Annotated in this window: 19 protein-coding genes; 11 read left to right on the top strand and 8 right to left on the bottom strand. The window is 44.7% G+C overall.

Translation table 11 applies throughout. From position 1 onward, the window contains the following. Positions 1 to 119 precede the first annotated feature (119 nt). The 3 genes from J1N09_RS14895 to J1N09_RS14905 are packed head-to-tail and all read left to right on the top strand — an operon-like array spanning position 120 to position 2641. Positions 120 to 905, top strand: a complete 786-nt coding sequence (locus tag J1N09_RS14895) for an SDR family oxidoreductase (protein WP_265201073.1) — start codon at positions 120 to 122, stop codon at positions 903 to 905. Between the two features lie 9 nt (positions 906 to 914). Next, complete coding sequence (locus J1N09_RS14900) at positions 915 to 2000, top strand: amidohydrolase family protein (protein ID WP_265201074.1); 1086 nt, start codon at positions 915 to 917, stop codon at positions 1998 to 2000. After that, a complete protein-coding gene (locus J1N09_RS14905; RefSeq protein ID WP_265201075.1) occupies positions 2000 to 2641 on the top strand; it encodes an O-methyltransferase in 642 nt (213 codons plus the stop codon). The genes J1N09_RS14900 and J1N09_RS14905 overlap by 1 nt, the downstream gene beginning before the upstream one ends. On the opposite strand, the gene J1N09_RS14910 is transcribed toward J1N09_RS14905, so the two are convergent. The 5 genes from J1N09_RS14910 to J1N09_RS14930 form a co-directional block, all read right to left on the bottom strand. Beyond that, positions 2634 to 3212 carry a phosphatase PAP2 family protein gene (locus J1N09_RS14910; RefSeq protein WP_265201076.1) on the bottom strand — a complete coding sequence of 193 codons (579 nt, stop codon included), beginning with the start codon at positions 3210 to 3212 and terminating at the stop codon, positions 2634 to 2636. The genes J1N09_RS14905 and J1N09_RS14910 overlap by 8 nt on opposite strands. Further along, positions 3213 to 3503, bottom strand: a complete 291-nt coding sequence (locus tag J1N09_RS14915; RefSeq protein ID WP_265201077.1) for a twin-arginine translocase TatA/TatE family subunit — start codon at positions 3501 to 3503, stop codon at positions 3213 to 3215. It abuts the gene before it with no gap. A gap of 84 nt (positions 3504 to 3587) precedes the next feature. Next, positions 3588 to 5891 (bottom strand): M1 family metallopeptidase, encoded by a 2304-nt coding sequence (locus tag J1N09_RS14920; protein WP_265201079.1) that lies wholly within the window; start codon positions 5889 to 5891, stop codon positions 3588 to 3590. Between the two features lie 64 nt (positions 5892 to 5955). Then, entirely contained in the window at positions 5956 to 6459 is a 504-nt protein-coding gene (locus J1N09_RS14925) for a DUF6702 family protein (RefSeq protein WP_265201080.1), read from the bottom strand. A gap of 41 nt (positions 6460 to 6500) precedes the next feature. After that, positions 6501 to 7265, bottom strand: coding sequence for a carboxypeptidase-like regulatory domain-containing protein (locus J1N09_RS14930; protein WP_265201081.1), 765 nt, complete (start codon positions 7263 to 7265; stop codon positions 6501 to 6503). Positions 7266 to 7338: 73 nt separating this feature from the next. On the opposite strand from J1N09_RS14930, the gene pepE reads away from it, so the two are divergent. The 8 genes from pepE (at position 7339) to J1N09_RS14970 (ending at position 14847) form a co-directional block, all read left to right on the top strand. Further along, on the top strand, positions 7339 to 8043 hold the full coding sequence (gene pepE, locus J1N09_RS14935; protein ID WP_265201082.1) for a dipeptidase PepE: 705 nt from the start codon (positions 7339 to 7341) through the stop codon (positions 8041 to 8043). Positions 8044 to 8046: 3 nt separating this feature from the next. Continuing rightward, the gene (locus tag J1N09_RS14940) at positions 8047 to 8787 is read left to right on the top strand and encodes a M15 family metallopeptidase (RefSeq protein ID WP_265201083.1); all 741 of its coding nucleotides are present in this window, start codon (positions 8047 to 8049) and stop codon (positions 8785 to 8787) included. A 26-nt stretch (positions 8788 to 8813) separates the two neighbouring features. Further along, positions 8814 to 9578, top strand: a complete 765-nt coding sequence (locus J1N09_RS14945; protein WP_265201084.1) for a M48 family metalloprotease — start codon at positions 8814 to 8816, stop codon at positions 9576 to 9578. 56 nt (positions 9579 to 9634) lie between these two features. Then, positions 9635 to 11149 carry a 2,3-bisphosphoglycerate-independent phosphoglycerate mutase gene (gene gpmI / locus J1N09_RS14950; protein ID WP_265201085.1) on the top strand — a complete coding sequence of 505 codons (1515 nt, stop codon included), beginning with the start codon at positions 9635 to 9637 and terminating at the stop codon, positions 11147 to 11149. 53 nt (positions 11150 to 11202) lie between these two features. Continuing rightward, entirely contained in the window at positions 11203 to 11607 is a 405-nt protein-coding gene (locus J1N09_RS14955) for a BT0820 family HAD-type phosphatase (RefSeq protein WP_265201086.1), read from the top strand. Between the two features lie 9 nt (positions 11608 to 11616). Beyond that, positions 11617 to 12435: a type I methionyl aminopeptidase gene (gene map, locus J1N09_RS14960; protein WP_265201087.1), complete on the top strand. Its 819-nt coding sequence runs from the start codon at positions 11617 to 11619 to the stop codon at positions 12433 to 12435. Positions 12436 to 12444: 9 nt separating this feature from the next. Beyond that, a complete protein-coding gene (locus J1N09_RS14965) occupies positions 12445 to 13212 on the top strand; it encodes a class I SAM-dependent methyltransferase (RefSeq protein WP_265201089.1) in 768 nt (255 codons plus the stop codon). A 99-nt stretch (positions 13213 to 13311) separates the two neighbouring features. Beyond that, a complete protein-coding gene (locus J1N09_RS14970) occupies positions 13312 to 14847 on the top strand; it encodes a T9SS type B sorting domain-containing protein (RefSeq protein WP_265201090.1) in 1536 nt (511 codons plus the stop codon). On the opposite strand, the gene J1N09_RS14975 is transcribed toward J1N09_RS14970, so the two are convergent. The 3 genes from J1N09_RS14975 to J1N09_RS14985 are packed head-to-tail and all read right to left on the bottom strand — an operon-like array spanning position 14848 to position 17080. After that, positions 14848 to 15855: an FAD:protein FMN transferase gene (locus tag J1N09_RS14975; protein ID WP_265201091.1), complete on the bottom strand. Its 1008-nt coding sequence runs from the start codon at positions 15853 to 15855 to the stop codon at positions 14848 to 14850. After that, on the bottom strand, positions 15852 to 16214 hold the full coding sequence (locus J1N09_RS14980) for a Na(+)-translocating NADH-quinone reductase subunit F (RefSeq protein WP_265201092.1): 363 nt from the start codon (positions 16212 to 16214) through the stop codon (positions 15852 to 15854). The genes J1N09_RS14975 and J1N09_RS14980 overlap by 4 nt, the downstream gene beginning before the upstream one ends. Continuing rightward, positions 16214 to 17080, bottom strand: a complete 867-nt coding sequence (locus tag J1N09_RS14985) for a DUF4846 domain-containing protein (protein WP_265201094.1) — start codon at positions 17078 to 17080, stop codon at positions 16214 to 16216. Before J1N09_RS14985 ends, J1N09_RS14980 begins: the two co-directional genes overlap by 1 nt. Positions 17081 to 17213 lie beyond the last annotated feature (133 nt).

Here is a 17213-nt window from a genome sequence, read left to right on the forward strand (position 1 = left end):
AGTTGTGAGTTGTGAGTTGTGAGTTGTGAGTTGTGAGTTGTGAGTTGTGAGTTGTGAGTTGTGAGTTGTGAGTTGTGAGTTGTGAGTTGTGAGTTAAATGATAATAAATTTTGAATTAAATGAATCTGGATCTAACAAATAAAAACGCGCTGGTTTGCGGAAGTACCGCAGGAATTGGAAAAGCTTCGGCCAGGCAACTCGCTGCAATGGGCGCGACGGTAACCCTGGTAGCGAGAAATGAAGAAAAACTGAAGGAAACACTTATTGAACTGCCTTTTGAAGCCGGACAAAAGCACGATTATGTGGTGGCCGACTTCTCCAATTCCAAAGAAGTTAAAGAGAAAATTGGCAAGGCGTGCCAGGATAAGATCTTCCATATTCTTATCAATAATACCGGCGGACCCAAGGGAGGACCTATTTTTTCTGCGGAAACGGACGAATTCACCAATGCCTTCGAGCAACACCTGGTGAATAATCATATCCTCGCGCAGGCCGTGGTACCGGGAATGAAAAAAGCCGATTATGGGAGGATAATAAATATCATATCCACTTCAGTAAAACAACCCATTGACGGTTTGGGTGTAAGTAATACCATCCGTGGTGCAGTGGCCAGCTGGGCGAAGACACTGGCAAACGAACTTGGCCCTCACGGGATCACTGTGAACAATGTACTGCCCGGATTTACTGCAACGGATCGATTGGATGATATCATCGCCAAAGCTTCTAAACGACTCAATAAGACAGAGGCCGAAGCCTCAGAGTGGATGAAAACACTGGTTCCTGCCAGACGTTTCGCCCAACCGGGCGAAGTAGCAAATGCGGTGGCTTTCCTGGCTAGTGAGGCAGCAAGCTATATCAACGGAATAAACCTGCCTGTGGATGGTGGTAGAACGAAAAGTTTGTAACTTTATAAAATGGCACGTAAACTTCGCATTAACGGACATTCTCACCTCCTTCCTTACCCGGAGGATATTCCACAGTTCATGAAGGATAAAGGGATCTTCTGGGTGGATGATGACAGAAAGTTTATGCTTCAGAAGGATTGGAGTCGTCCAGTGACGGATTCCAGTTTTTTCCTGGACGAGAAGCTGGAATGGATGGCCAAATACAACATCGACCATGCGGTGGTACTCAACCTTTCACAGCTCTACGGAAACGGCCTGAGAGTGGAAGAAATGAAACAAGCACTGCGTTTCCAGAATGATTTCAATGCCAAAGTTCAACATGAGAATCCCACCAAGTTTACCTGTGGATTTGTGGTTCACCCTGGGTTCAGACGAGGTGCTATGTGGGAGATAGAGCGCTGTGTAGAAGAACTAGGTTTGCAACTACTCTGCCTGCCTACACACTACATGGACACAATCGGGACGTGGAGATGTATCTTCGACGAAGAGAATGAACCCATATTCGAACTGGCTTCAAAATACAATCTTGCGGTTGAGATCCATCCGTATGACGGAGAGAAATTCATCAAACTGGAAAACACAGCCTGGCGATTCCACCTCATCTGGATGCTGGCGCAATGTGCCGATGCCTACCATTTCTTTACGCTGAACGGTTATGCTGATAAATTCCCGAACATGCGAACTTGCTTCGCACACGGAGGGCAATTGGCTCAGATCAACCTGGGTAGGCGAATCCAGGGCTTCGATGGCCGCCCGGACCTCTTTGAGGGAAAAGTGCATCCGCGGAAGTCGGTGGCACACCCTAATATCTTCTTTGACACCCTGGTGCACGATACCGGGTCTCTGAAGCTTGTGGTTGAGAATCAAACCCCTAAACAGGTGCTGGTTGGACTAGATGATCCTTATCCGCTTGGAGAAATGGAAAGTGCACCCCAGTCATCCTATCCAGGAAAGATTCTCGATCTGGCGATGGAGCGTGATATCATTACTGCGGAAGAAGCCGATGCGATGTGGGAAGACAATGTGATCCAATGGTTGTGCGGCGATGATGAAGATGCTAAAAAGAAGCTTGTAAACAGAATACTGGGCGAATAATGGATTTCCTACCTGAAAAGATAGACGAATACGCAGTAGCACACTCCCAAGCCGAACCCGAATTACTGAAACAATTACACCGAGAGACCTGGCAAAAAGTTCTGGCTCCACGCATGCTAAGCGGTCATTTACAGGGCAGGACATTGAGTATGTTGTCCAAGCTTATTAATCCTAAATATATTCTGGAAATAGGCACTTACACGGGCTATTCGGCATTGTGTTTGGCTGAAGGGATGAAAGCAGACGGTGAACTTCATACCATCGATATCAACGAAGAACTACTCGATTTGCAACGTAAGTATTTCAACAAATCCGATTACGGAGCAAATATCATTCAGCATACCGGGAACGCAATGGATATCATTCCGCAGCTAAAGAAAAACTTCGACCTGGTATTCATCGACGCAGACAAAAGAAATTATCCCGCCTACCTCGAACTGATCCTTCCCAAATTGAATTCGGGGTCTGTTATTATTAGTGATAATGTGCTGTGGAGCGGTAAGGTTGTGGAACCTGTGAATGAAGACGACCTGGATACCAAAGCCCTGCTTCAGTATAATAAAATGCTCAATGAGGACGAAAGGTTGGAATCCGTATTGCTACCCATTCGGGACGGGCTAACGATCACCCGGGTCAAGTAGTTTTTGCGAGGATAGTTTCAAAGCGCTTCAGAATAGATTTAGAAATTCGATAAAACAGAACGGCTATCAGTATTCCTACCAACGCACCTACCAAGATGTCGCTGGGATAATGCACACCTACATAAATCCTGCTTAGGACAAATAAGATCGGCCAGAGGTAGGCCAGGATGATCCATTTGTTCAATTTCCTAAGATATAAAAATATGATAGTTGTAACTGCGAAACTGGAAGATGCATGGCCGGAAAAGAAGCTAAAGCCATGAGGTTCCTGAAGTATGCGGATAACACCAGCCAGATGTCCGGCATTATTTGGCCTCAATCGTCCTACTAATTCTTTTGTTAGCTCGGTGAGTAAAAGTGTTGTGGCAAAGGTCAGGATCACAAAACCAACCAGTACTAGTCCTTTTTTCCAGTCGTAAAATCGAATAAGAAGAAAGAAGAAGAATGCGAACAGCGGTAACCAGCTCTCAATTTTAGTAATGAAGATCCAGAAACCATCGTAGGTATCAACTCCCAGTCCGTTGAGCCAAACAAAGAGCTCCCGGTCCCAAACTTTGATCTGTTCCAGCATTTAGAATTTCCTCTTGATAGAACCACTTACCTCGTTCACCTCTTCCTTTACCTTATCGATTTCCTCGCGAACATCTTTGGTAATGTCCACATCGATTCCCTGCTTCTCAGCACTCTTGGTGATCTCCTGCTTAATGTCGTTGGTAGCATCTTTTATCTGTCGCATCCCTTTACCCAGGCCGCGAGCAATCTCAGGTACTTTATCGGCACCAAAGACCATAAGTACGATGAAGAGAATAAATGCTATCTCCGCACCGCTTATGAATAGAGGAATAATGGTTGCTACCGTCATACTGCAAATATACCCAAGTTATTCTGAAAACTGAACATTCCAGAAAAAAACCCCGCCGAGATGGGCGGGGTTCAAATTTTGGTCTTACTGACCTTTTACTTTGTTCTTAAACGTATCGAACTCGCCTAATTTCTTCCGTTTAGGCCAACTGTTGTTCGAGGTGTCGATATCTGCAGTTTCTTCATCCGGATCTACAACGATCTTGGTAATTTCTTTTTCAGCAGCAATCACCTTACCTACCTGCTCGTCGTTCTTTCTCCAGATCTGTGGTGGATAGGTAACGCGTTCCGTGCTGCCATCAATGTAGGTATATTCCGCGATAATTGGCATTGGAATTCCTCCCGGCTTTTCGAATGTTACTTCATAGAAGTATTTCGGTTTTTTCAGATTTGCTCTTTCTTCCTCAGGAATGTTGTCCATAATATACTCCTGTAGTGTGCTCACATCGTCCAGAGTTGCGGTGCGCATGCTTTCTTCAAAATCCTCGCTACCTTCTTCCACCAGATAAACAATAGGTGGTAAATCACTTTCCTTCATGCCGCGTCGCTCCATCATCTCGCGCACTTCCTTGTTCATCTTTGAGGTCACGTAGTATTTCTTCACTTCCTTCACTCCGATGTCTGTGTAATCAGTAGTGTAAAACCAGGATCTCCAGAACCAGTCCAGATCCACAGCCGAAGCATCTTCCATGGTACGGAAGAAATCTTCAGGGGTTGGGTGTTTGAACATCCATCTTTGAGCATACGTTCTGAATGCGTAATCGAATAGCTCACGTCCCATAATAGTTTCCCTGAGAATATTGAGACCAGTGGCGGGCTTAGAATAGGCGTTCGCTCCAAAATTGTAGGTATTCAGTCCTTTGGTCATAATTGGTGCCAGGTAATCCTGATCACCTGCCATATAATCCACGATCTTATTTGCAGGACCTCTTCGGGATGGATATTTCTTGTTAGGTGCGATAGCATCAGGATATCGTTCTCCGAAATCCTGCTCGGCTATATACTGAACGAAGGTAGTTAAGCCTTCATCCATCCAGGTCCACTGTCGCTCATCACTATTCACGATCATCGGGAAGTAGTTATGCCCTACTTCGTGGATGATCACACTCATCATCCCGTATTTCGTGCGTTCGCTGAAATTTCCTTCTTCGTCCGGTCGACCGTAATTCCAGCAGATCATAGGATATTCCATACCCTGGTTCTTCGCATGAACCGAAATTGCTTTGTGATAAGGATAGTCGAAGGTCATTCGTGAATAGGACTTCAACGTACTTCCGACCACCTTTGTAGACCAGTCTTCCCATAATGGGTTTCCTTCCGGTGGATATACTGAAACAGCCATCACATCCCGATCACCCATCTTCACAGCCATCATATCCCACATATATCTTCTGGAAGTCGCTATACCATAATCACGAACATTCTCCGCGCGGAATTTCCATGTTTTTGTTTGAGTTGAAAAACCTTTGGAAGCAGCTTCGGCTTCGGCTTCGGTTACGATCTGAACAGGTTCTTCATAGGATTTCTTTGCCTGCTCGTATCGCTTCATCATTTCTTTACTGAATACTTCCTTTCTGTTCAAAAGTACACCCGTAGCATCCAGTACGTGGTCTGCCGGTACGGTAATGTTCACTTCAAAATCACCGAACGGCAACGCGAACTCGTCACGTCCCCAAAACTGACTATTTTGCCATCCCTCCACGTCGTTGTAGACTGCCATGCGAGGGTAGAATTGCGCGATCACATAACCTTTATTTCCGTCATTAAATACCTCGTAACCACTACGTGCACGGTCGATGGTATGATCTGGAATATTGTACCACCACTTGATAGAAAAGCTGAATTTCTCACCCGGCTTAAGATCCTTGGGCATCTCCACACGCATCATTGTTCTGTTGATGGTATGAGGAAGATCCCTCCCATTGGCGTCTTTTACTTCCTGTATTTTGAATCCTCCATCGAAAGGTGCTCCCATATACTGCCCAACAAAGTTACTAGCCAGGTCTGCAGGTGTAGCACCACTACCTTCAATCATAGAAGATTTGGAATCGGCTGCTCTCACATTCTGATCCAATTGTACCCATAGGTACTCCAAGATGTCGGGAGAATTATTGGTGTAGGTGATTTTTTCGTTTCCGTACATACGGGAGTTCCTATCATCCAGGGTAAGGTCCATTACATAATCTGCCTGCTGCTGGTAGTACTCCGGCCCGGGAGCGCCACTCGCTGCCCTGTACACGTTTGGAGTTGAGAACTCTTCGTACAATTGTTTGAAGCGATTGTTATTGTAATGTCCCGGTTTACGTTCTTCCTTGTCATCTTCCTGGGCAAATGTTGTGCCTGCCACAAGGAAAACAACGCATAGGAAGAGGTATTTCAATACGTTCATATTAATTTATTTTTGATTTTTCAAGCGTTAAAAATAGCTTTATTATGGAAGTTTAAAGGGAAGTTTAATTGAAGTTTAACATTCCTTTTGGATAATCCTTCTCAAGGACAAGACTCCTTCGTTTATCGCCCGACTTAAAATGAATGATATTCTGTTGTTCCTCGAACATTTCCATAAGGATCTCATTGGAAACTTCGAGGGTTTTTATTTCTGAAACGTCCGTTACTTCAAGGTATACTTTTACAATGTCGATATCGTATTCCCTACCGATATAATTCAGGGTGACGGGGTTACCGTTAATCGCAATTTCAATCTTTTTGTTCAGATATTCTTTCAAAAACATTTCTTCTTTATCGGTTTCTTTGGGGGTGTTCAGACTCAGGGATTTATCATATCGCTCCTGCAAAGCATCTTCCAGGTCGTCCACAAATATCTTCGAAATGATCTGAAGGGATTGCTTCTCCTTTACATACTCGATCTTTGTAATACTGGCGTAGAATTTATGATCTACAGCCGAAGTGAGCAGAGGTATTGTAATGAGCAGCAGCAGTATTTTGGCAATCTTCATATGCGAATTTTTCTTTTATATTTTCAGCAATGTTACAAAAACTATTCCTCTTTGGAATTCATCCGATCCGCATACACCTTACTCTGTGATTCGAGTAGCGTAAGAACCCCCAGATAATTCCTGGATGCATACAAACGGGAAACTTGGGTCGTTTCAACACAGAAAAGCATAAAGTCGTAAGATCGGTTCTCCGGGATCCCATAGGAATCATTAAGAAATTTTGAATTATAGGTGAACAGCAACCTGGCCACAGCTGTATCCTCTCCTTCCCATTTCCGCCGAAGTCTTAACTTTCTGTAGTATCCACTTAAGTGATTGTAGATCGCTTCAATATTCACCGATGTAAGGCCTATGGCCTGCCCTATGGGCACTATCCTTTCCTGTGGTACTCCTTCAAAACCGGGCAAACCATAGTCTTTGAAATTCTTAGGATCTTCGACTTCTATATCTTTTATATCGGTTCCCAGGTATCCCGTTAAATTTGGCCCAATCACCACTTCGTCCAGTTCATTAATCAAAGGCTCAAGGGTAACTATCATAAGGCTTTTTTCAAATATTTCGGGGGTGACAACCCTGTCTTTGAGGGCATAGTGAACAGATGAAAAACGCAAAGTGTCGCCTTGTTTCACAGTGATGGCAAAATTCCCATACAAATCCGTCACAGAGTTGAATCGGGAGGACGTATTCAGTATGTGAATCCCCTCAACATCCTTTTCATTGGTCACTTTACCCTGAAGTAAGACCTTATCCTGAGCTTGCAGGCCACATACGATAAAAAAGGAAATAATTAGGTAAAGTTGTTTCACCTTTGCAAATTATCCACTCTAATTGCTAAATAAATACAAGTGTTTGTTAAATTTATCACAGAATTCAATTTGCATGAAAAACCTTCTTGTTGCCAGTACCTCAACCGTTCATGGGCAGTCCTACCTCGAATATCTGAAAGAACCTCTAAATGATCTTTTTTCAAACACTGAAGAAGTCCTCTTCATTCCATATGCACGGCCGGGAGGGATATCACATGATGAATACACCGCCAAAGCCAATGAAGCCTTCCAATCCATTGGAAAGAATCTAAGAGGTATTCACACTTTCGACGATCCTTCAGCGGCCATCTGCTATGCCAGGGGGATCTTTACCGGAGGAGGAAATACGTTTGTCCTTGTGAAAGCCCTTCACAAATTACAATTGATGGAACCGCTGAGAGAGGCGATCTTCAATGGCATACCTTACCTCGGGACTAGTGCCGGAAGCAATATCTGTGGCATCACCATGCAAACTACCAACGACATGCCCATAGTATATCCGCCTTCATTCAAGACGCTGGGAGCGATTCCTTTCAACATAAATCCCCATTACCTGGATCCCGAACCGGAAAGTACCCATATGGGGGAAACACGTGAAACGCGAATTAAGGAATACCATACTCAGAACAACATTCCTGTAGTCGGTCTCCGTGAAGGAAGTTGGCTGGAAGTAAAAGGTGATAATATTCTTCTGAAAGGCTCATTGAGCGCACGAATATTCCTGAAAGATAAAGACCCGTACGAAATTGAAAGCGGCACCGTAATTGATAGCCTCTAGACGATGAAACGATCTGCCTTCCTTAAAACATCTTTCTATTCAATACTTGGATTGAGTGTACTTTCTCATTTTTCGTTCAGCGCACTTCAGGAGAAATTTAGTCTGTCACAATTAATAGGAAAAGGGAATCCGGACATAGTAGGTGATTCCTACACCACCAAAATGCACATGGAGACGGCTGCGGCATTTCAGAAAATGAAAGCGGCAGCAGCAAAAGAAAACATCGATATCGAGTTGGTATCTTCCTACAGAAGCTTCCAAAGGCAAAAAGAGATCTTCGAAGGTAAATATCAACGATTCACAGGACAAGGATTATCCCCCGAAACAGCCATTGAAAAGATAATCGAATATTCTACCATCCCCGGAACTTCAAGACATCACTGGGGTACAGATATCGATATTATCGACCGCAATGCTCCCAGGCCGTCAAGTGTTCTTCAACCACAACATTTTCACGGGGAAGGTCCTTTTTGTAAACTGAAGGAATGGCTTGACAAGCATTCGGAGTCGTTCGGGTTTTATGAGGTATACACGGACGATCCCAACCGCAAAGGTTTCAAATACGAGCCGTGGCATTTCAGCTATGCTCCTGTTTCTATCCCAATGCTTAAAGAATACCGCAATCTGGATATCAAGGCTATACTTCAGAAGGAAAAAATTAAAGGTTCGGAATATTTCACCGACGAGTTCATATCGAAATATATTTCGGAAAACCTACTGGATATCAACCCTAAACTTTTGTAACTTTCTCACCTTAAACCATCTTCAAAATGAGAAGCAGAAATAGTTGGAAGATCAGGATCTTCATCGGTCTGGCTATAGTAGCCTTCGCCTTTATGCGTAAATGCTCCAGTACCGAAACCAATCCTTATACAGACCGGGAACAGGCCATAGCCCTTGATCCACAGGAAGAGATCGCTCTGGGAGTGCAGAGTGCTCCGCAAATGGCAGCGCAGCACGGAGGTTTGTACCCCGATGAGCGAATGCAGGCCTATGTGGACATGATAGGAAATAAACTGGTGGATAATAGCCTGGCTTCCAATAGTCCGTATCGATACGAATTCCATCTACTAAGAGACGACCAAACCATCAATGCCTTTGCTCTTCCGGGAGGCCAGATATTTATTACCTATGCTCTATTCGAAAAACTGAACGAGCCACAACTTGCGGGCGTTTTAGGTCATGAGATCGGACATGTACTGGGCAGACATTCTTCGGAACGGATCGCTAATACGGAATTCTGGCAAACCGTTTCTCAGGGTGCGCAAGTAGGCGCTAGTGCCGGTGACCTGATTGCCGGGATCGGACAGAATACCTTGCTTACCAACGGACGTGGAGACGAACTGGAAAGTGACGATCTCGGGGTGCTTATCATGATGAATTCAGGTTACGATCCCCACGAAATGATCCAGGTGATGAAAATACTGAAGGCCGCTGCAGGACCCAATAGAGTTCCTGAGTTCCAGTCCACACATCCTGATCCGGATAATCGAATTGAGCGGATAGAAGAATCCATTGAGAAATACGGTGGATAGCTTAATTAGAACCCGAGTATTCCGCCCAGGCGGGATTTTGTTTTTACCTTTGTATTATGAATAAAAAAGTCCTACTTCTTATCCTTGACGGCTGGGGAATAGCCCCGGATCCTTCTGTTTCAGCGGTTGACCAGGCAAATACGCCCTTTGTAGATTCCCTCTACGATCGATTTCCTCATGCACAACTTCGCACCGATGGTATGAATGTTGGTTTGCCGGAAGGTCAGATGGGTAACAGTGAAGTAGGCCACATGAACCTGGGAGCCGGGCGAATCGTTTACCAGGACCTGGCAAAGATCAGTATTGCTGTTGAAAAAGGTAATTTGAAAGACGAGAAAATACTTTCTGATGCTTTCAATTATGCCAAAGAAAATAATAAGAAAGTTCATTTTATCGGACTTGTTTCCAACGGGGGTGTGCATTCGCATATAGATCACCTAAAAGGATTGCTGAAAGCCGGGCATGAAAAAGGGCTGGAGCAAATGTACGTTCACGCATTTACCGACGGAAGGGACGTGGATCCAAAGTCGGGAGTAGGATTTATCCGCTCCTTAGAGGAAACCTTGACTAGTACAGGTGGTAAGCTCGCCTCAGTGGTGGGAAGGTATTATGCTATGGACAGGGACCAGCGATGGGAACGAGTGAAGGAAGCCTATGATCTGTTGGTCCATGGAAAAGGAGTTCCTTCCGAAAATGCTTCGGCTAGCATTCAGAATAGCTATGATCAAGGTGTTACCGATGAATTCATCAAGCCCATAGTGATGATGGACAATGGGGCGCCTGTTGCTACAATTTCGGAGAATGATGTGGTTATCTTCTTTAACTTCCGAACCGATCGCGGCCGTCAGCTCACAAGGGTATTGTCGCAAGAGGATATGGAAGACTTCGGAATGAAAACAATTCCGCTGTACTATGTGACCTTAACCAATTACGACGATTCTTTCAAGGGAATCAAGGTGGTTTTTAACAAAGATAATCTGAAAGATACTTTAGGGGAGGTTTTATCGAAAGCTGGCAAAAAACAAATCCGCATAGCCGAAACGGAGAAATACCCGCACGTTACCTTCTTTTTCAATGGTGGCCGTGAAATTCCTTTCGATGGAGAGAAACGAATTCTTTGTCCATCGCCGAAAGTAGCCACCTACGACCTGAAACCAGAAATGAGCGCGTATGAAATTCGGGATAAGATCGTTCCGGAAATTAAGGATCAAACAGCAGATTTCATCTGTCTTAATTTCGCAAACCCCGACATGGTAGGGCATACCGGCGACTTTGAAGCGGCGAAGAAAGCTTGTGAAACGGTTGATGCATGTACGCGCGATATCGTTGAAGTAGCTCTAAAGCAAGGTTATGCTACCATCATCATCGCGGATCATGGGAACTGTGAAACCATGCGAAACCCGGATGGCTCAGCACACACCGCACACACTACCAACCCGGTCCCTATTATTCTTGTGGACAATGACATTTCAGAAGTGAAAAATGGTATCCTGGGCGATATAGCACCAACCATACTGACTTTGATGGGCGTAGAAAAGCCTGCGACTATGACACAATCGTCGCTGGTTTAATCTTTCTGCATCGTTAAATTTCTTTGTATTTTTGCCGTTTAACCTACGAGATTATGGAGGAGACGTATACGATAGCAGTCGATTTCGATGGGACCATAGTGGAAGATGAATATCCTGGCATAGGCAAACCCCAACTTTTTGCCTTCGATACGCTGAAGAAATTACAGGAAAAAGGCCATCGTCTTATATTGTGGACCTACAGAAACGGGAAACACCTGGAAGATGCAGTTGCTTTTTGTGAAAAGAACGGCATTACCTTTTATGCGGTAAACAAGAGTTTTCCGGAGGAGTCATTCGATCCGAAGTACAGCAGAAAGATAAATGCAGATTATTTTATAGATGACCGAAACATTGGAGGATTAGTGGGCTGGGGTGAAATATACCAGTTATTGGTTTCTGAAACTCCTCCACTGGTGGAACACAAAAAAAAGAAGAAAAAGAACTGGTTTCCCTTTTAAACGAAATACATGATCATACCTAAAACAAAAGAAGAGATCGAGCTGATGAGAGAAGCCGCCCTGGTGGTTTCCAAAACGTTAGGTATGCTCGCCAGCGAAGTAAAACCGGGTGTCACCACCAACGAATTAAATTTAAAAGCGGAAGCTTTTATCAGGGACATGGGTGCCGTTCCGGGTTTTCTTGGCCTGTACGACTGCCCCGCTACCCTGCTTACCAGTGTGAATGAGGCCGTTGTGCATGGCCTCCCAACAGATTCTCCCCTGCAAGAAGGTGATATAGTGGCCATCGATTGTGGCGCGGTGCTTCACGGTTTTTACGGGGACCATGCCTATACTTTTGAAGTGGGGGAAGTAAGTCCGGAGGTGAAGCAACTCCTCGATGTTACCAAGGAATCCCTTTATCGCGGAATACGTGAATTCAAAAAAGGCAACCGTGTAGGTGACATTGGTTATGCCATTCAAAATTACTGTGAATCCTTTGGTTATGGCGTGGTTCGTGAATTGGTGGGCCATGGCCTGGGCACCAAACTACATGAAGACCCGGAGGTCCCTAATTACGGAAGACGTGGTAGGGGAAAGAAATTTATAGAAGGGATGACCATCGCTATTGAGCCTATGATAAATATGGGAACTCATAAGGTAAAACAACTAAAAGACGGTTGGACGATTGTAACCCTGGACGGAAAGCCGAGCGCTCATTTCGAGCATGATGTTGCGCTGGTGGATGGAAAGCCGGAATTGCTCTCTACCTTCGCCTATGTGTATGAAGCCCTTGGAATTGAAAGTGAAGAGGAAAAAGAATTCCGACAGAAAGAACTTGTGCTCTAATTCATCGCCATGCAGCGATTCTTTAAATTTTTCCTGAATCTGTTCCCGAGACCACTATTGATTCGGTTGAGCTACGCTGTGAGGCCTTTTGTAGCTTTCTTTCTGAAAGGCAAGAATTATACAGACCCTATCGACGGTAGATCCTATCGGAAATTTCTCCCCTACGGCTACGAGAATGTTCGTGAAAATGTCCTGGCTCCCGGAACCTTATCACTGGAACGCCACCGACTTTGCTGGCTTTATTTAAAGAACGAGACCGATTTCTTCTCAAAACCTCAACGGGTATTACACTTCGCACCGGAACAGGCTTTTCTGAAAAGATTCAGGAAACTGAATCACATCGAGTATACCACCACCGATCTAAACTCACCCATTGCCGACGTGAAAGCGGACATTTGCGATCTTCCCTTTGGAGATAACAGCTACGATTTCATCATTTGTAACCACGTACTTGAACACATCCCGGACGACACCCGGGCGATGAAAGAGTTGTTCAGGGTACTGGCACCCGGTGGAACCGCCATACTTCAGGTACCTTACGACAAAAACCGCGAAGAGACCTTCCAGGACGACTCTATCACCGACCCCAAAGAAAGAACGAAGATCTTCGGACAATACGATCATGTTCGGGTATACGGAATGGACTATTTCGACAAATTGCGGTCGGTGGGATTCACGGTCGAAGCAGCAGACTATACTGCTTCACTTTCCGAAGAAAAAATCAATACCTACCGCCTGGCGAAAGGCGAACTTGTTCCCGTGTGTAAAAAATTATAATTTCATACTGAATTCCTACTTTTTAAAGTCTGAATTTATAAACAGCGACTCCCATTCTTTGGGAATCTAGACCTGCTTAGTTACTTTTATTTCACTGATATGATCAAAAAACTACAGCTGGTTGTATTCCTACTTTGCGGTTGGTGTAGCTTCGGACAAAGTCCGAACGACTGCACCGATGCCCTTTTGGTGTGTGGCAGTACTTCTTTTGGACTGGAACCCGATGGTGAAGGTTTTGATGAATTTTCCCTTCCGGGGAACACTCGACCACCGTGCTACAGCTTTAACCTGAATACTATCTGGCTTCGCCTGGTGATCGAAGAGGCCGGGGAATTGACCTTTGATCTGATCCCTGAAAACCCGGAAGCCGACTATGACTTCGCTATTTACGGTCCGAATGTCGATTGTGAGAATCTTGGGGATCCTATCCGTTGTTCCAGCACCAATCCGCAGAATGCCGGAGTTCCAGCCAATACAGGCCTGAATCTCACCGAAACAGACCATTTTGAGGGACCTGGAGAGGATGGGAATGGTTACCTCCAATATATCGATGCCCTTGAGGGAGAAGAATATTATATTCTCATAGACAGGCCGCACGGCTCCGGCGGATTTTCTTTGGAAATGACCGGTTCGGCGGGATTACCGGATCAACCCTTCGCCCATGAAGTTGGAGACTTGGTGAGCTGCGAAATGGACGTCGTGGTCGATGGCCGTACAGAATTCGATTTCGATCCCCTAATTCCTGAGATCATAATGGGACAGGCCAACATGACGGTCACTTTCCATGGCTCCCTTAACGACGCCAATATTGGGATCAATTCAATATCCAGCCCGTATACCAATACTTCCAATCCCGAGACCATTTTTTACCGCATCGAGAATAATAATTCCGGATGTGTGGATATCAATAGTTTTGAAATTCGAGTGGATGCAACTTTCGAAGTAACCCTTCCTGATGACGTTTTTGTTTGCAACAATACCACAGATCCGGTAATGCTGGAAACTCAGTCCGGTTATGCTTATTACGAATGGAGTACGGGCGAGGAAGGACCAAATCTCTATGCCATCGAGATTACTTCGGGTGGAGATTATTGGGTGAATGTAACAGATTCCCAGGGATGTAAGGTGAGAGCATCTACAGTGGTAAATTCTTCTGAAGCCGCTACTATTACCGATACTGCCGTAGAAGATTTCAGAGGGCAGGACAATAAAGTTACTGTCACTGTTGAAGGTAATGGAGACTACCAATACCAACTGGACGATTTCCTACCTTTCCAGGACGAAAATTTCTTCACAGGAGTAAGTCGCGGTTATCATACGGTAACAGTTCGGGATAAAAAGGGCTGTGGTTCGGTTGAAGTTGAAGTCCTGGTGCTTGACTACCCAAAATTCTTTACACCCAATGGTGACGGTGTGAACGACACCTGGCAGATCGAAGGAATCTGGGAGTTCCAGGGAAGCAAGATCCTTATTTTCGATCGGTTTGGAAGGATATTAACGGGCATCCGACTGGAATCTTCCGGTTGGGACGGTACCGATGACAATGGGGTTGCCGCACCGAGTAACGATTATTGGTTCAGTATTACCATGGCCGACGGGCGGGAAGTACGCGGACATTTTACCCTCAAACGTTGATCAGTCTCGAATCCTATTCTTAAATCCTTCGGTGATAAATACCTGCGGTGTATCCGTAGAATCCACAAAAGTGAGGTAAGCCTCCAGCGGAGTATTTTTTTGAAGTAACTCCTTGGATCTTTCCAATCCCATTGCCATAAAAGCAGTTGCATAGGCATCGGCAGTAGCACAATCGGCAGCAATTACGGTGGCACTGGTAACATCACTTTGTTCCGCGAGGCCGGTTAACGGATTGATGGTATGGACATATTTTTTCCCGGAGAGTGAATCGATCCTAAACTTGCGGTAGTTTCCTGAAGCGGCCATTCCTTTGTCGGAAATTGTGATCACGGCCGCATAGCTTCTGTCCCCTATTTCCGAGGAGACGGATTCAACACCAACGGACCAATCGCTGTCTTTATTGAGGTTTTTCCCTTTAGAAAGTATTTCACCACCTAGTTCGATCAGGTAATTTTCAACCCCTTCTTGTTCAAGGTAGTCCCCTATCCTATCGATACCGTATCCTTTGGCCACCGCGTTGAAATCAAAATAGATCTCCGGATATTCTTTCTGAACGATTCCTTCGGAAGTCAACGATACTTTCTCAAAGCCCACATACTGCCGCAATGAATCCAGAACCTCATCGCTTAGCACTGCAATGGGTTTCACATCTCCGAAGCCATAGGCATTTCGCAATACTCCTATCGTTGGATCGAAGTAACCTTCGGAAGCATTGTAAACGGTTTCAGACAATTGGTATACTTCCCTGAAGATCTCATCCACAACAATAGTTGAATCACCATTGTTGATTTTCGAAATATCGCTATCCGGCATGTAGGTACTCACCGAACGGTTTATTACATTCAGAACCGAGTCGATCCCTAGCTTTGAATCAAATTCAGAAACGGTATAATATTGAATATTATAAGTCGTCCCGAATCCCTCCCCGGTAACAGCTCTTAAGGTAGGCACCTTTTCAGAACAGGAAACAATAAACAAACTCAAAATTAGTAGAATAACTCCTCTCATAATATCTGCTGAATTCCTTTATAAACCATGGTGTATTCCTCGTCTTTGATCACTGGTTTTCCATAATCCGATCCGTGGCCCAGTCCAACGCCGGCGTAGTATGTTCTCGCCTCGAACTTATCGGCGTGGGATTTTACTCTTTGTATTAAAACAGGATCGTAGGCATGAGCGTCCTCAGGGTATGAAATCGCCCGCACAACTACGAAGTGAAGATCTTTATCCTTTAAGGCCACGAATTGTGGATCCCTTTTCAATTTACTATTCACACCAAGGAATTCAAATCCCTGTGCTTCCAGGTCTTTTCCTACAATGTTCATTGCCAGGTTGTGCAGTTCTTGTTCAGTAAGTGGTACAGGCATTATTTAAAACGTACAAATTTCACTTCATTGAAATAATACGTCGGAATCTCCAGGTATTGCCCTATTTCGGTCTCGTACCATGGATTTAAACCAAGGTCGTTAGGATTTTTGAGCAGGTGAACACTTTGAGCCGGCGTATTTCCTTGTGCAAAAATAAGCAATTTCCTGCCGTTATCATCCTCGGCTATATCGGCGACCATGACCACATGACCCGGACTTCCGGGATAGATGAGCATATCTCCCACTTCGACATCTGAAATTGAATCGACTTCCGATAGTTCATCATGTAATGATTGTGTCCCTGAATACATGAAAATAAGGTTCAGGTAGTTATAAAAATTAGCCTTGGAAGCATCTGCGGCTGCAGTTCTGGCAAAACTAACCCGGTTTCCGTTTATTTTAGGACGATAGCCTTCCGAGTACTTGGTCCATGAACAATAATGACCCGAAGTAAAATTGAATCCGATTTCGTCCTTCCTGTTGTTCTCCCACAGGTATTCGGCACGCAATCTAATTAGGGCATCAGCACATTGCTGCAGTCCGTTTTCGGTTACGGGCAGGGTAAGAACTCCCACATGCCCGGCCTGGTATGCGTAATCCTGACCATCGTAGTTGACTACTTTCGCGCCAAACGGTTTTAAAGGATAATTCTGAATGTATTTCTGAAAGGATCCTTCAGGATACGTTTTTCTTCTGAAGTTTTCCGGGAGCTCGATTCTATCGACCACGGTTACACCCTCTTCATTTATTAGATCAGGTGTGATGGCATAGCTAATGGCAACATTTTTCATGATCTTCCCCTTCTTCGTTCCGAAAAAGAAGTAGCCAGCGCCAATTATTATAAGTCCCAGGATTATTTTCTTCATATTTTTTAAACTGAATTTTTCAATCTTTATTTTTCAGTAATAAAAAAACCGCCTCGTAAGGAGGCGGTTGTATGATTGAAAGTCAGGTTTGTTATTTCTTCACAATCCTCTTTGTTACAGAGCCACTTTCGGT

This window comes from Aureitalea sp. L0-47 (assembly GCF_026126405.1).
Classification (GTDB): domain Bacteria; phylum Bacteroidota; class Bacteroidia; order Flavobacteriales; family Flavobacteriaceae; genus Pukyongia.

What these genes read in the sequence shown, in the direction of transcription:
- J1N09_RS14970 (WP_265201090.1), top strand. Translation starts at nt 13,312, where the DNA reads ATGATCAAAAAACTACAGCTGGTTGTATTCCTACTTTGCGGTTGGTGT.
- map (WP_265201087.1), top strand. Translation starts at nt 11,617, where the DNA reads ATGATCATACCTAAAACAAAAGAAGAGATCGAGCTGATGAGAGAAGCC.
- J1N09_RS14980 (WP_265201092.1), bottom strand. Translation starts at nt 16,214, where the DNA reads ATGCCTGTACCACTTACTGAACAAGAACTGCACAACCTGGCAATGAAC.
- gpmI (WP_265201085.1), top strand. Translation starts at nt 9,635, where the DNA reads ATGAATAAAAAAGTCCTACTTCTTATCCTTGACGGCTGGGGAATAGCC.
- J1N09_RS14965 (WP_265201089.1), top strand. Translation starts at nt 12,445, where the DNA reads ATGCAGCGATTCTTTAAATTTTTCCTGAATCTGTTCCCGAGACCACTA.
- J1N09_RS14925 (WP_265201080.1), bottom strand. Translation starts at nt 6,459, where the DNA reads ATGAAGATTGCCAAAATACTGCTGCTGCTCATTACAATACCTCTGCTC.
- J1N09_RS14895 (WP_265201073.1), top strand. Translation starts at nt 120, where the DNA reads ATGAATCTGGATCTAACAAATAAAAACGCGCTGGTTTGCGGAAGTACC.
- J1N09_RS14900 (WP_265201074.1), top strand. Translation starts at nt 915, where the DNA reads ATGGCACGTAAACTTCGCATTAACGGACATTCTCACCTCCTTCCTTAC.
- pepE (WP_265201082.1), top strand. Translation starts at nt 7,339, where the DNA reads ATGAAAAACCTTCTTGTTGCCAGTACCTCAACCGTTCATGGGCAGTCC.
- J1N09_RS14920 (WP_265201079.1), bottom strand. Translation starts at nt 5,891, where the DNA reads ATGAACGTATTGAAATACCTCTTCCTATGCGTTGTTTTCCTTGTGGCA.
- J1N09_RS14985 (WP_265201094.1), bottom strand. Translation starts at nt 17,080, where the DNA reads ATGAAGAAAATAATCCTGGGACTTATAATAATTGGCGCTGGCTACTTC.
- J1N09_RS14955 (WP_265201086.1), top strand. Translation starts at nt 11,203, where the DNA reads ATGGAGGAGACGTATACGATAGCAGTCGATTTCGATGGGACCATAGTG.
- J1N09_RS14975 (WP_265201091.1), bottom strand. Translation starts at nt 15,855, where the DNA reads ATGAGAGGAGTTATTCTACTAATTTTGAGTTTGTTTATTGTTTCCTGT.
- J1N09_RS14910 (WP_265201076.1), bottom strand. Translation starts at nt 3,212, where the DNA reads ATGCTGGAACAGATCAAAGTTTGGGACCGGGAGCTCTTTGTTTGGCTC.
- J1N09_RS14945 (WP_265201084.1), top strand. Translation starts at nt 8,814, where the DNA reads ATGAGAAGCAGAAATAGTTGGAAGATCAGGATCTTCATCGGTCTGGCT.
- J1N09_RS14905 (WP_265201075.1), top strand. Translation starts at nt 2,000, where the DNA reads ATGGATTTCCTACCTGAAAAGATAGACGAATACGCAGTAGCACACTCC.
- J1N09_RS14915 (WP_265201077.1), bottom strand. Translation starts at nt 3,503, where the DNA reads ATGACGGTAGCAACCATTATTCCTCTATTCATAAGCGGTGCGGAGATA.
- J1N09_RS14940 (WP_265201083.1), top strand. Translation starts at nt 8,047, where the DNA reads ATGAAACGATCTGCCTTCCTTAAAACATCTTTCTATTCAATACTTGGA.